The sequence below is a fragment of the Leptospira bandrabouensis genome, from assembly GCF_004770905.1.
GTDB lineage: Bacteria > Spirochaetota > Leptospiria > Leptospirales > Leptospiraceae > Leptospira_A > Leptospira_A bandrabouensis.
Genome location: NZ_RQHT01000013.1, coordinates 62,701 through 77,573, shown reverse-complemented (window position 1 = coordinate 77,573; position 14,873 = coordinate 62,701). Strand labels below are relative to the sequence as shown.

Sequence of the window (14,873 nt, the reverse complement as noted above, 5' to 3'; positions counted from 1 at the left end):
ACATAACTTAATTCGTAATACAATTTACTATAATGTTTGTTACGTCTCCCCCACTCACCCGACCAAATCCATTACTGATGGTACATGTCTGGCCTGGAGGCTGTGTCGATACAGTTATTACATAGTTGGTGCCATCTGGGTAACTTTTTGGAAGATAAAACCTCCCACTTATATTAAACGGTGCTTGTTCTGCGGCGTTATTTTGTAAAAAAATAATTCCACCAAGGCCAGTAATATTACCTCCGACACGGAAATTCTTCCCAGATCCTGCTGCTTCTCGAGCAGAGGATGCCGAAGATGTCGCATAATCAGAAACCAGAGTTCTTAACAATTGGTCATCTGTTTGGTCGTCCTGTTTCAACGTACAGCTTACAATCATAAAGACCATTGCTGTAACATAAATTAAAGTGCGCATAACGCTTATATCCTCGGCAGATAATTTTATTTCATAAAGTACGGAAGTTAGCCGACAATTAATTCAGGTATTTTACCCAATGGGCCAAAGACTAAAAATTCTTTCAACTGTACTATTATTTTCTGTTTTATTTTCCGCAAACTGCTCAACCATTCGCAAAAATTATCGGACAATTAGAACTGATGTCCAAATTACAGATTTCAGCAACGGAAAATTTGGTAAAACGCAAAAGTTCATATTAAGGCGAATCAACCAAAAGCCAACCACTTATATTAGTGCATCCAGAGACAATTTGACTGAAAATTTAAGATACTTTTTAGTTAAAAAAGGTGCAACAGTAGAAATTTCCAAGGAAGATCCAACTTCCCAAGTAACTAACTCAGCAATTAAACCAGAAGTTAATATTTTTACTCCCGAAAAATCTAGTGAACTCTCTAGAGAAACTATCAGAGAGCTTTTATCGCAACAACAAGGTGAACTCTTAATTGATGGGTATATCTATGAAAAAGATCTTGGGAATGTGATCGATCCTGATTTTACAACAGGAATTATAATCAAGATTTATTCAATTGATGGAACAATGGTAGGCGAATGTATCATTGGCTCGTTTTATTCAACTAGCGATTTTGAAGTAAATCAAATTTATGCTTCACTTATCGCAGATAAAATTGCCCAAAACTATCTCTCGTATTCTGAGAAATGGTTAGGCTTCTTTAAAAAGTAACCTTAGTTTTTCATGTTTAGAAGAATAATCTGTATAATGGTAATTCCGATTCTTACAGTTCGTTCTCAATCAACAGAAAAACTGTATCTTGATGTTAAAAAATCTGAAGACGTTGCAATTGCAAATTCGCCAGAGTTACGATTACTAGGAAGTCAACAAAGAATTAAAGGTCTCATAGTAAATGAAAATTGGCGAAATTATTTTCCAACAGCTTCTGTTTCTTGGTTTCGAAACTCTAACGTTGTTGAAAACGAAGCTGACAGTCGATCACAACGTGTTTCGTTAAACCTTGACCAAGTTATATATGATGGCGGACGAAGGAAATTGGCCTTGCAAGCTGCTATGCATGATTTGGATCTTTCTAAGTACGATCTATTGCTATCGATTAATGATTTGAAATTCAAAACTCGAAACGCATATTATACGATTCTCAGTAATAAGGCACAACTAGAGTTACAAGAAAGATCGATTGAGCGACAAAAAGAACAGCTAAAGTTTGCGCAGAGAGAACTAAAATTGGGTGATACAACAGAAGTTCAAGTTCTGCAAATATCAAACCGGTTAAACGAAATTCAACTCCAACACAAACGTACAGAAATTGCTTATAATACAGGATTGGAAGAATTCAAAATTTTGCTTAGGTTACCTAGCATTTCTGAAGTTATTCTAAAAGACAGAATTGAAGATGGATACGATTTTAAGTTTAAATCAATTTCGGAAAAAGACTTAGTTGATTTAGCATTCCGCTCAAGAGTTGAATTTGATAGAACAAAGGCAGCAGAATTGCAGGCTCTGTCTGAACATGAAATTGCAAAATCTTATTACATACCAACATTTTCTGTTGGGAGTTACTATGCTTCTGCTGGTGATAGATACGAACCCAGACAAAGAGAATATGGATTTAACTTCAAAATGAGTATGGCTTTGGGGCCAAATACTGTTCAAGACACTTCAAACTATATTGCAAGAAACCAGGATACGGATCGTGCACTCACCTCTTCTACCACAGTAGGGATCTATGATAACTTACAATATAAACGAAAAATAGCACAGTCGGGTATTGCTGCAGAACAAGCCAAAATTACTAGAAGACAATTGGATGATATTATTCGTATAGAAGTTCATAAAGCGTTACATAATTATAGTGTTTCTTGGGAATCGATGCTTTTAGCCGACGAAAATGCTGAATCCTTTGATAAGCGGTTGAAAATTAAACAACGTCAGGTTGAGATTGGCGAAGTCAGGCGAGTAGATTTAGCAGAAACAGAAATATTTTATCTTGAGGCGCAAAAGGCTAAAATTAATACTAGAGTACAATTTTTATTATCTGTGTCCCAATTAGAAATGGCAGTGGGAGCCAGCTTAGACTCATTAAATTTGATTACGCAAAAAAAAGGGAAAGATGAAGAATAACTTAAAGATTGTTTTAGTGTTTAGTTTAATTATATTAAATTTTTGTTCAGACAATAAAAATGAGGCCTCTAAAAAAAAGAAAGTTACCAATAGGTCTGTTTACGTTCTAGAACAGTCTGACAAGGAACTAACAATAAACTTATTAGGGACAGTATCTCATAAAAATAAAGCCGAAGTAAGTTCCAAAGTTATAGGAAGAATTGAAAAGATATTTAAAGAACAAGGTCAAAAAGTAAGCAAAGGAGAAGCTTTAGCCAAGGTTGAGACTTTGAATCTTGAATTGCAGTTGAAAAAAGATGAAGCCTCGGTTGAAATCCAAAATAAACAAATTGATCTTACTAGAGCAAAGTATATTCAAGCAAGACAGAGAATTGAAAAAGAAGTCGCAAATATAGAAAAGGCTAAAGCTGAGGAAGCAGAGGCAAAAGCAAATCTAGAAAATTTAAAAAGAACTTTAAATAATAAAAAGGATCTCTTTGAAATAGGCGGAGTATCTGAAACAGAACTCAAAGGTGTTGAAACAGCAATGGTATCTGCTGAAACTGCATATTTTAAAGCGCAAAAGAATTTACTTTCGATTCAAGTAGGTTATCGACCAGAAGATCTCAAAAAAAATGGTTTCAAAGTGCCAACAAATCCTGATGCACTTCGTGAAGCATACGTCGATTACAATACTATCGTCGAAAAAGCAGAACTCGATATGGCTATTGCCAATCTAAAGGCTACTCAGGCTAATATTGAAACTACTAAATTATTAATCAAAGAGTCTACACTACTCTCTCCGTTAGATGGTAAAATAGCCGTTCGTAGTTTATATGTTGGTGAAACTACAAAAGAAGGTACTCCCGTATTTGTTTTAGTCGATGATTCAGAAGTCTTTTTAACTTTTCCAGTGAGTGAAGCTGACATACCTAAATTCCAAGAAGGTAAATATATCGAATTTTCAATAGATGCCCTTGGAAAAGAAAAAAAGTTTAAAGGGAAAATTGCAATTGTATCACCAATTCTCGATGCTCAAAGTCGGACAGCTGAAATCAAAGTTGAATTTAAAAATGAAGGCAAAAAATTAAAACCTGGCATGTTCGCAAGAGGTGAATTTCATTATACCCTTCCCGATGAAGGTTTTCTTATTCCAAACAACGGGATTCTTCTTTCAGAAGATAAAAAAACAGGGAAGGTTTATGTCGTAAACAAAGACAAACTAGCCTTTGGTAAAGAGGTAACAGTCATTTCAAATGAAGGAGATAAGTTCTTGATTTCCGGTCCTTTAAATGAAGGAGACAACATCATACTAGGAAATTTAAACGGACTTTCGGATGGTCAACCTTGGGATCAATAACTTAGAATTTATAAAGAAGTTGGCTAACGAAGGAAAAATTTCAATCGCTGATACATAACTAAAACTCATACCAAAAATTACAGCTAATGACATAGGACGCCAGAATTCTGAGCCTTCACTTGAGCCGAATATTCCTGGAATCAATGCAAAGATAGTCGTCAATGTGGTCATCCGCATTGCTCTTTTTCTGTTGATCACTGCAATTCTCATTTTTTCTGGGAATGGAATCTTGTCTTCATTCCTTATCGCATTTTCAATGATCATAATAGAGTTATTAATTGATAAACCAGCCAAAAGAATAAAACCTATGTAAGTTGAAACATTGTAAGTCTGGCCAAAAATAAATAGGAAGAAAGTTGTAGCGGAAATATTAATGGGAACCATTAACATTATTGGGAAACTAATTTTTAAGGACTGAAATAAAATCGCTAGTGTTCCATAAATCAATCCAATGGCAAATAGAATGAACCCAAACATTTCTATTTGATTTTTTCTAAGTTTTTTTACAGCATCCCCTAAGTCATAATAATAATTTTGCGGAAAAGTAAAAGCTTTCAACTTTGCCTCAGCCTTTTCTGCGTATTCCGATAAGCTGGTATCCTTAAAGTTCGCCGTTATAGTAACCATTCTCCTTTTATTCTTTCGATTAATACGAGTGTCTGCTTTTGTTCGCTTAATCTCTAATAAATCAATCAAGGAAACTTTTGAATCATTCACAGGTATCAAAGAATAAGTAAGGTCATCAACAGATTTTCTATCATCGGCTCGAAATCGCACGCGAATGTCAACTTCCCTATCCCGGTCAAAAATCTTAGTTGGGATTGATCCTTGTAAGGCTGTCCGCGCAAAATCCGAAATAAATTGATTAGTTAAACCAGCTAACGCTACCTTGTCTTGACGTAAATTTAGCTGCAGTTCCTCTTTGCCCTCTCGGAATCGGAATACAACTTGATCTGTTTCCTTAAGCTCTTTTATAGATTCGGCAATTTCTCTCGAAAGTTTTTTTAACTCCTCAAGATCGTCTCCAATAATGTCTATATCCAGTTCCTTATTGGAACCAAAGGCATTTGCATCTATATAATAAACAAATACTCCTTTAATATCATCTGTAGTATTTCTTAACTGTGTTTTAATATCTTCAGGAGAATTCCCCTGGAGATCTTTTTTTAGTTTAATAGATAAGTCTGCATGCCATTTTTCTACTTTTGTAGAAACCTTTTCTACAAATGGATTTTTCGAAATTAATTCTTCTATTAACTTAACACTTCTGCTAGTTGCTTCAAGATTTGTCCCAGTAGGCAATTCTACACTTCCCACAATCTCTCTACTTCCTGCAAAATCGATATACTCTTTCCGGATAAAGACCATAAAAACAAAACCGAAAAAAATAATTGTAACTAACACGATTATCTTCGGAGAAATTTGTTTAATACTCAAAGAAGAAAAGAATTCATACCTTTTTTTAATGGATTCAATAAACTTCGAATAATCAATTCTTATCTTTGCAATATCTGCCCTAATAAAATTCCATTCGTTAGGAACTACACTACACAACATTGGTACAAAGATTAGAGATAAAAAGTAAGCAATTAAGATACAGGCAGTAATTGAAGTAGCCAAATCCAAGAAATTATTTTTGAAATCTGCAGATGCATATAATAATGGGATAAAAACAATAATATTAGTAACGGAAGATGCTAATAATTCCTTCCAAAGTTCATCTATTGATACAAAAATAGGGTCACCAATTCCATTAGAAATATTTGAATTAATACGTTCAATGACAACTATTGAACTATCAATAAGAACCCCTACTCCTAATGCAAGCCCTGCTAACGTCATTATATTTAATGACTTTTGAAGCGAGTCAAGTATAACAAAGGACAGGACAACTGCAATGGGTATAGTGATAGAAATGATAATTGTATATCTAAGATCCTTTAAAAATAGAAATACGATAATACTGCATGCTAAAGCTCCAACTAATCCAGACATGGACACCGAGTCTAAAGCTGCAGAAATATATTTAGATTGATTATAAGCGATGTCGAAAGAAATATTGGGGTGTTCAAAATTTGACACCTCTTGCTCAAGAAGTTTGCATACTTCTAAAATATTTGCACTACTATTTTTTTTTATCTGTATACTGACGTTTTCGAAACCCTTTTCTCTACTTAAGTCGGACAAATCTCTTTCCCCGTCATAAATTTCACTTACGTCCGTTATACGAACAACTTTCCGAGATTTTCCAACTACAAAATTTATATTCCGTAAATCCTGTATAGAATCTATTCTATTTTTCAGCCTCAATTCGCTTTCAATCTCAGGAGAATTAATTAACTTTCCCAAATAAATATCACGATTAATATTCCTGATTTCATCCATTACTTGGTTAGGTGTTAAGCCTGTTGATAACAATCTCCCTTTATCTACATCTACTCTTATTTCTCTATACCTTCCACCTATTACTATAACTTCACCAACACCTGGGACTCTCTCAAGTATCGTTTTCAGTTTTTTTTCAGAAATTTCCCGAAGTTCTTTAAGGCTTAATAGCTTTGAAGTTAATCTGATTGTAAATACAGGCTTATCTTCTGGATTAAATCTTACAACATAGGGTTCTTCTACTTCTCTCGGAAAATTATAACGTATTAATTCAACTTTTGATTTTAATTCGACTGATTTGTACTTTAGTGGCTCCTGCGTATTGAAAAAAATAGTAATTTTAGATTCACCTTCTTCAGAACTAGATAGAATTTTTTCGACACCGCCAACGCCGACAATTTGTTTCTCGATGGGTTTTGTAATTAGTTCTTCTATTCTGCTCGGGGAATTACCTGGATAACGAGTAATAATCGAAAGAATATTAGATTCTTTTTTAGGCATCAACTCATACTTCAAATTTCGAAAAGAAGCAATTCCAAAGCCGACAGCCGCAACAACAAACATCGTTACAGTTATTTTTCTTTTAACTATTGTTACGAGAAGGTTGTCCAACTATTTTTCCATTAATCCTTTTTCAATCATTACCTTACTTATAATAGGTATAAAAAATAAACTGATAACAGTTGAAAATATGAGACCTCCAAAAATGGATGCAGCAAGGGATCTTTGCGATGTAGAGCCACTAAAAGAAAACAAGAGAGGCAAAAGCCCAAGTATCGAGGTAAGTGTTGTCGTTAGTATGGGGATTAAACGATCTTTTGCACCTTCAATAATTAACTTTTCCGTATTTTTATATTTTGTTTTTTCATCTCTATAAAACTCAACAATAAGAATAGCATTATTTACAACGATTCCAGCCAACAAAATGGAACCAAGTAAAGACATCATATTTATAGACTCATTAAAGATAAACAGAGAGCCAACAACACCAAATGCAGCAAGAAAAATTGAAAATATGATGAGCAATGGAAGTAAAAAACTTTCCATTGCAGCAGCAAGAGTCATGTAGACTAAAATGATCGAAAAAAATAAAGCAATACCTAGTCCATTAACTGCTACATCTAAAATCTTCTTATTTTCACCAAATGAAATTGAGGTCCCGTTTTCATTCAAGTTACCAACGCCAACAATGTTTCCAACCTGGTTATACACACTAGAAATACTTTGATCTTCAATTTCCATGGCCAAATATCCAATTCTTTTACCGTTCTGACGATTGAGAATTCGACTAGATTTTCTGGACTCAATAAAGGCAAAGTCTTTCAATGGAACGAATTTGTTCTCATCAACTTCAAAATGGATATCTCTTATCTTATCGACACCAGTTCTACCTTCTTGCGCAGAACGTATAAGGATTGGAATTTCTTCATCTTTAACTTTATAGAAAATAGTTTCATCACCCTTAACAATGGTTTTTAATGAGTCACCAACGTCCGAACTTCTAAGCCCAAAGGAAGCTAATCTATTTCTATCGAAAGTAATTCTAACTTCATTCAATTCTTGATCAAAAGAGGTCTGTATGTCTTTTGAATTAAAAGTATCCTTTAGTTTATTTTTTAGTTTTAGGATCTCTGAATTGATATCAACATAATTTCCGCCAGTAACAACAATGGATACTTGTTCAAAAGAAAATGGCAATACTTCAGATAAAATGTCTGAAGATGAAATAATCTTTATCTTTTGCATTTCGTCATCCATCTCTTTCAGTTTTTCGATGAATTTATCTTTTTTTGAAAAGCTACTAAATCTGAAGAAAATTTCTGCCCGGTTTAAACCAAACTCTGATGTTGGGAACATTGTTAGTTCCTTTTCTTCAAACCCGAGCTTAGAGAGCACCTCTACGTTTTCATCTACGAGTGTTGCCATTTTTTCAATGTTCAAAACAACTTCAGATGTTTTCTGAATGCGTGTACCGTTTGGTAAAGTGAGTTTGATGTTAAGATCCAAACGCTGAACTTTTGGCATAAGATTTACTGCGATTAAGGAAGCAAGGATTGCAGCAAACAAAAGTGATCCGAAAGCAACCAGTAATACAAATTTTGGTTTCTCTAAAAATTTTTTTAAGAAAAAGACATAAGTTGATTCAATTTTAATAATCAAATTCTTGCTAATGTTCACCAAATAATCGTTACTCTTAAATTTTGATGAGATCATTTTGTTAAAAAAAGGAAGGAATACTAAGGAAACCATTAGAGATGAAGCTAAACAAATACAAACGCTGAGTGCAAAATCTTTAAAGATTATCCCTTCTAACCCATTCAAGTAAAAATTGGGAAGAAATACTACAATTGAAGTTATATTGGAAATCACCAATGCAAAAGCAATTTTAGAAGCCCCCATTTCGATTGCCAAATGTTCATCCTTCGCATTCTTTTTTTCTTTGTGAATAGATTCTAAAACAACGATTGATGAATCAACCATTAAGCCAACGCCTACAGCAAGACCACCCAATGACATCAAATTCAAAGACTGTCCAATAAAGTGCATACAAATAAAAGATACGAGGATTGATGTTGGGACTGAAAAAGTTATTAAAATTGCCTCTACCCATGATCCGGTAAAAATTGTAAGTATAATGAAGCAAATGACAATGGATAAAACAATCGAACTTCCTACATCATTCACTGAAGATAAAATTAATTCTGACCTATCTTCGACGATTTCTAATTCTAAAATATCAGAGAACCGATCATTTAACTCACCTACTACTCCGTGAATATTTTTTGCCACTTCAACAGTGTTTTTACCTGATTCTTTCCGAATATCCACCAATATGCATTCTGAAAAGTTCCTACGGCAAATGCTTGTTTGGTCCTTGAAAGAGTCTTTAACGTTTGCTACGCTATTAAGATAAACTGGAGCTCCACCTTCAGATGTTTTTAAAATAAGATTTTCTATTTCGCCAACGTTTAAGAAAGCACCCATCGTCCGAACAGTAACTTCATCTTCGCCTCTAATAATATTTCCTGATGGAATATTTTCATTATTTGAAGCAATTTGTCTTTGAATCTCATTGGGAGTAACTGAATAAGATTTCATACGATTTGCATCCAGTTCCACTAATATCCGTTTTTCTAATCCGCCAGATAAGGTGATGGTTGCAACACCGTCGGTTTTTTCAAAGATAGGAATTAGATTTTTTTTGATAAAATTACGGAGACTTTTGAAGTCACTAGATTTGGAAAAAGCTGCGATTCGAACGATAGGTTTATCATTTGGATCAAATTTTAAAACTATTGGTTTTTTTACATCAATTGGCAAGGCACCTTTCACTAAGTCTAATTTTTCTCGAATTAATACCGTTGCCAAATCTACATCTGTTCCCCAACGGAACCGGACTTTAACGATGGACATTCCTTCTAAAGTTTCGGAAAAAGTCTCATCCACACCTTCAGCAGAGGCAACTACTTCCTCAATCGGCTTTGAAACCAGAAGTTCCATTTCCTCAATAGAAGCATTGGGATATGTAGTTAAAATGGTAATAGTTGGAATGGTAATATTAGGAAATAACTCAATTTTTAATTTGGAAAAACTTATTGCGCCTATTCCAAGTATAAAAACCAGGCATACAGTGGTCGTAACCGTTTTGCGTAGAAAGTACTTTACCATTATTGAGGAAATCTAATCAATACGGTTCGATCTGAATCCATTACATTTCCGAAGTTATCTTTGATCCCAGTACTCCCACCTCTTACGGTTATGGAATATGTCGAACCTTTGTCTAAACATTTTGCTACAGTGCCAAACACAGTGATACTAGGAGCCAACGGAGCAGGCGTTGCATTAATTGGATTATCAAAATATTCTTGGCAAGCCCCTATTGCTTGTCCAAATTCCCGACTTACAGTGAGACGTAACGAAGTCAACAAGATCTGACTGTTCACGGGCAAAGAAAGACTACAAGTGCCTAAATTTTCGCCATAACAAAATCTAAAGTATAAATTCTGATCACATTCATTGGACAATGTAGGACAAGTTGTCAGTTGTGGTGTTGTAACATTGATTCGGTCCTCATAGAGTTTATTTGCGAATGCTGGATCAGAATAGATACCCATTAGAAATATTTTTTGGGTTGAATCGCCGAATGTTTTAATATTAAAATTATATGATTTCCTGAGTCGATTATTCTGAAAGTCAACAACCCCATCACTGACAGTTAAATTATAAATTGTTATTGGATCCAGAGGTTCCAAAAACCGAACCTCAAAATTTGTTGAGGATATTTGAATTAGATTATAATTCTTAGAAGGTGTGATCCTAATAGCGCCAGCCAAAGGTATTGGTTGAACAGGTTCGTTAAATACTAAAGTAAAAACATCATTTCGATTGAAGCCATCAATCACAGTTATTTCGTCAGCGATGAAATTTGTAACTGAAGGAGTCGAAATAGAAACTAAATCCGGTGACACTAAGTCATCTCCAACTGTAAAAACGACATTTTGAACAGTCGCTAGGTCATTCCCATTTTTATCACGCGCAGTATTAGCAACATTAAGTGAATACACTGTTCCAAAATTTAAAGGATATTTTGGAATAAATTGAAATGTTTGGTCATTATCGGAAATCACTGTATTTGGAATATCGAACTCTACAGAAGGACTTAGCGAAACGGCACCAAACACTGATAACTTGTCCATTGGTTTATCAAACTTAATTGTGATTAATGAATTGGGAGATACTCCAACATCCCCATTTGCAGGAATAGTTTGGGTCACTTTTGGTTTATTTAAGTCAATTGAGTAACTGAACCGCGATCGATAGTCATCAAGTAAATTCACCCCACCAACAGATTCCGCTTTTGCTTTTCCAACACTAAAAATATACATTCCCGGATCGGATAGTTTATCGTTTGGAGAAAATACCATTAGATTTCCAAGCCATGAAAAAGTTCCGCCAACAGCCGAACCATCACGAATCAAACTAAAAGCAGACTGGGTGAACTCCTTGTTCATCGCTTCAGAGAATAAAATTGTTATTTTTGTATCAGGCGAAATACCAACTGAACCATCTGCTGGATCCGCTAAAAGAATCTTTGGCGGGTTAGATGCAGGTAAGAGTGATGCCGTCGGTAAAAAATCGAGAGGCCCCTCCGCATTATCTAATAATTGACTACAAGATAGACTAAAAACAAATATTGAAACAAAAAAGAGTTTAGTTACCATAAAAAACAAACTCCAAGTCATTCGAGAGACTATTTTCATTTATATCGTGAAGACCACTTGTTCCTCCGGCGACTTTAAAAACATATCTTGCTAAGTTTCCGGAAATGCCACCTAATCGAACTTTAACTCTTTGTGGATTTGCGCTCGGTAAATAATCAACACTTTGAATGAAAATACTAGAAGTAACAGGACCACCAGAGAGATAATTAACGCTAATTGCATCAAATAAATTATTATCACCTGTCAATTTTAGCCTTGCACTTCCAGCAGTTTGGAAAAGCAATTCTATCTCATATTGTTCTGGGCAAGTATATCTTGGCCTAAACTCATAAGCAATGTATGGATCTATCGGGAAATTTATTGTTTGGTCAATTGGTGTAACAATTAAATTGCAAGCTGGAGATGCTGTAAAAGATTTTCCTAAAATTTGGACCGGTGAAATATTTACACTAGTTGTAGGTTCGTCGACCAAAAAATCAATGGTATAAGATTGATTCATCCCTACACCGCTAGCACTAGTAAAATCACGTCCTATTGATAAACGATATTGTTGTCCCGTAATCAATGGAGAAGAAGGTATAAATCTTAAAAGTTGGTTACCCGTCCATTCGAAATGTCCATTAATACCTGGTGAAAATTTAATTTCGCCGTTTATGTTTTTTATGATCATTGGTGTGGAAAAATTAAATGTAAAATTATCAAACTTCGAAGCACCAGTAAAAGTGTTAATAAATGGATCAGGGTTTATAGTCCCCCACGCAGGGCTTACTGTAACATCTGCGATGACTGTTGGTATTTCAAGTGTCGTTGCTGTGGAAAAAGCAATTAGGTATTCTTTATCGAGAGGAATGCCCAATGCACTTTTTGCGTTAACATTAACTCGCAATCGATAAGTTGCACCTAAATTCAAAGGTGATTTTAATCTCAATGTCAATTCACGAAAGCTAGAATCCCAAATAGGAGTGAATAAGGCACTGGCACCCTCAATAGTAACCGCATTATTTGTGCTAACCGGATCCATTGGTTGTGAGAATTTTACCAAAAGATCTGATCCCACAGGCCAACCCAATTGTAGCTCTCCACTCAGTGGAGGATTTGTTGCAACTACTGTCGGGGCTCCACCAACACCTATTGTATAAAAACTAGAAATAAAGTTCTTTGCCATTCTATTTCCGTCTTTATCTTTTGTGCTGCTTGCATTTAAGTTAATTTCATATTTCTTTCCTTGAGTTAATCCCGCAGAAAAATTCAATATCAATCGAGTGTCAAAAACCCAGGAAGGAGTGAATGAAGTATTGCCGCCTGGTGCTGATATGCTAATCGCCGATTCAACCAACGAGCGATCCATTGGTTTTGAAAAATCTATAATGATAGGAGAGTCAATTGGAACTTGGGTCGCTTCTGAGGAAGGATTAACAAAAAGTACTTTGGGATAAACAAATCCGTCCTCTATACGAGCTCCCAGTAAACCTAATATATCTCCTTCATTTGGGATTTTACTACATCCCAAAAAAAGGAGAACAAAGCTGAAAACAAAAATGATTGTTGTTTTCATCATTTTCTTTTTGCTTTTTTCGTTAATTCTGGAGTTGGTTCATTTGACTCCGCTACATTACTTAAACCAGCGTTACGATAGATCTCGTTAAGATCTCTTTTAATTTTGTCAGATCTTTTCGCAATTTCAATACCATGAGAATATTGAATCAAGGCATCCTTCACATTTCCTTCTTGCTCAAACAACTTTCCAAGATAATAATGTGCATCTATTTGATTATCATCTAACTGTATGGCGTGTGATAATTTTTGTTTAGCATCATCTCGTTTGGATGAATCCAACATATATATTTTCCCAAGCCAGGTAAGAGAAGATGCGTTACCAGGGAAGTCATCAAGTATGTCTTGAAAAGTTTCAGCTGCATTCTCGTGTTTTCCAAGATAATATTCTGTTTTCCCTTTCATTAACCTTGCGGAAACAAAACTGCTATCAGCTTTTACAGCATTTGAAAATTCTACTAATGCCTTTTCCAAACTCTTCTTTGCATAAAAATCAACGCCTTTTGCATATGAAGCAACTGCATCCTCTCGGTTCTTGCAGTTTAACACCAAAAACAATAAAGCAAAAAGTAACAGATATTTTTTATTACTCATTAGGGAATTATTGTGACCTTATTTCTTTCTTTAATTTTTGCTAAAATAACCTTTGCTTCTTCCGCTCTATTTTTTGCAGATAACTCTAACTTTCTCCAATAAATAAATTCTTTCAGAACTAATTTCTCGGACTCAGAGAGGTTCTCTTTTTTTAAAATTCCTGCTTCCTTCAATTTTGCGACTATTTCAGTTTCGTTTGCAACTTCATCTGAAACTTTTAATCCGCCAGTTTTCTCAAATATATAAAAATCTAATATGCCTTTCACTAAATACGGCTTTATATATTCTTTAAAAGACTGACTGGAAAAATCAATATCAGCAATAGCTTCAGATAATAAAATAGACTCATTGATATAATTCTCAAGATAGAGCCTTGCTTCCTCTGGATTAAATAGTGGCGGTTTTTTTTCAAAATAAAGACGTAAGTTTCGAACATAGTCTTTATATGCTTCCTTTGAAAACTTTTTATCACCGATCAAAAACAAAGCTGGTTCGCCAATTCTTTCATCAAGAATGTGTTCGGCAACACCCTGTATATTCTTGTTGCCTTTACAAGAATATACAGCAATCAAAAACAAAAATAGAGATAAAAAGATTCTTAATTTCATTTACTTAGCTCTGAAATTCTAACTTTTGCATCTTGAACTGGTTGCTTCATTTCAGGGGCTGCAATTTTAATAAAAATTTCAAAGGATTCGATCGCTTTCTTTTTATCTCCCTTTCTCATATACATTAATGCTAAATTATATCTTGCTTCAGGAAAATTTGGATTATTCTCAGTGGCTGTCTTATAATATTCCAATGCCTTTGCAACATTCTCTTTTTTCTGATACAAAACCCCCAAATTATAATGTGCCCTGAAAAAGTCCGGATCAATTTCTAATGACTTTTTAAAATATAATTCTGCTTTTTCCTCATCCTTTAACAACAGATAAGTAAAACCAATATTATTTGGGTATTCAGGTGACAAAGGATCTTTGTCATGTGCTGATTCAAACTTTTTTCTAGCATCCAGAACTTCACTCTTTTGTAGTAATCCAATACCCTCAGAGTTTAGTTTCGCTGCCTCAGATACATCCTTCAATTTACCTTCCTCGCTTTGTGCGCACACACTAGTGAATGACAACACGATCAAAGAAACAAGAACAAGCGTTATAACTTTCAAATTCTTTACCTTTTCCATTTTGGCCACGCTAACCTATTCATCGTATTACGAAAGTATTAATC

11 protein-coding genes are annotated in these 14,873 nt (G+C 34.6%); 3 read left to right on the top strand and 8 right to left on the bottom strand.

Going from position 1 to position 14,873, the window contains the following annotated elements; all coding sequences use genetic code 11:
- Positions 1-7: 7 nt before the first annotated feature.
- Positions 8-379: a hypothetical protein gene (locus EHR07_RS07145; protein WP_135744457.1), complete on the bottom strand. Its 372-nt coding sequence runs from the start codon at positions 377-379 to the stop codon at positions 8-10.
- Positions 380-707: 328 nt separating this feature from the next.
- Between EHR07_RS07145 and EHR07_RS07140 the strand changes: the two genes are divergently transcribed.
- From EHR07_RS07140 to EHR07_RS07130, 3 genes are read left to right on the top strand one after another with little or no spacing between them, the layout of a single operon-like run.
- Positions 708-1,139 carry a hypothetical protein gene (locus tag EHR07_RS07140; protein ID WP_167483361.1) on the top strand — a complete coding sequence of 144 codons (432 nt, stop codon included), beginning with the start codon at positions 708-710 and terminating at the stop codon, positions 1,137-1,139.
- A 36-nt stretch (positions 1,140-1,175) separates the two neighbouring features.
- Positions 1,176-2,552, top strand: a complete 1,377-nt coding sequence (locus EHR07_RS07135) for a TolC family protein (RefSeq protein ID WP_208739731.1) — start codon at positions 1,176-1,178, stop codon at positions 2,550-2,552.
- Complete coding sequence (locus tag EHR07_RS07130; RefSeq protein WP_135744454.1) at positions 2,542-3,891, top strand: efflux RND transporter periplasmic adaptor subunit; 1,350 nt, start codon at positions 2,542-2,544, stop codon at positions 3,889-3,891. The genes EHR07_RS07135 and EHR07_RS07130 overlap by 11 nt, the downstream gene beginning before the upstream one ends.
- Here EHR07_RS07130 and EHR07_RS07125 read toward each other — a convergent pair.
- Genes EHR07_RS07125 through EHR07_RS07095 form a run of 7 tightly spaced genes read right to left on the bottom strand, consistent with a single transcriptional unit; the run spans position 3,853 to position 14,811 of the window.
- Positions 3,853-6,888 (bottom strand): efflux RND transporter permease subunit, encoded by a 3,036-nt coding sequence (locus tag EHR07_RS07125; RefSeq protein WP_135744453.1) that lies wholly within the window; start codon positions 6,886-6,888, stop codon positions 3,853-3,855. The two genes, EHR07_RS07130 and EHR07_RS07125, sit on opposite strands and share 39 nt — an antisense overlap.
- On the bottom strand, positions 6,889-9,945 hold the full coding sequence (locus EHR07_RS07120) for an efflux RND transporter permease subunit (RefSeq protein WP_135744452.1): 3,057 nt from the start codon (positions 9,943-9,945) through the stop codon (positions 6,889-6,891).
- A complete protein-coding gene (locus tag EHR07_RS07115) occupies positions 9,945-11,498 on the bottom strand; it encodes an Ig-like domain-containing domain (protein ID WP_167483360.1) in 1,554 nt (517 codons plus the stop codon). The genes EHR07_RS07120 and EHR07_RS07115 overlap by 1 nt, the downstream gene beginning before the upstream one ends.
- Positions 11,488-13,056, bottom strand: a complete 1,569-nt coding sequence (locus tag EHR07_RS07110; protein WP_135744450.1) for an Ig-like domain-containing domain — start codon at positions 13,054-13,056, stop codon at positions 11,488-11,490. The genes EHR07_RS07115 and EHR07_RS07110 overlap by 11 nt, the downstream gene beginning before the upstream one ends.
- Entirely contained in the window at positions 13,053-13,646 is a 594-nt protein-coding gene (locus EHR07_RS07105) for a tetratricopeptide repeat protein (protein ID WP_135744449.1), read from the bottom strand. The genes EHR07_RS07110 and EHR07_RS07105 overlap by 4 nt, the downstream gene beginning before the upstream one ends.
- Complete coding sequence (locus tag EHR07_RS07100; RefSeq protein ID WP_135744448.1) at positions 13,646-14,254, bottom strand: hypothetical protein; 609 nt, start codon at positions 14,252-14,254, stop codon at positions 13,646-13,648. Before EHR07_RS07100 ends, EHR07_RS07105 begins: the two co-directional genes overlap by 1 nt.
- Positions 14,251-14,811 (bottom strand): tetratricopeptide repeat protein, encoded by a 561-nt coding sequence (locus EHR07_RS07095; protein ID WP_167483359.1) that lies wholly within the window; start codon positions 14,809-14,811, stop codon positions 14,251-14,253. Before EHR07_RS07095 ends, EHR07_RS07100 begins: the two co-directional genes overlap by 4 nt.
- Positions 14,812-14,873: the final 62 nt, after the last annotated feature.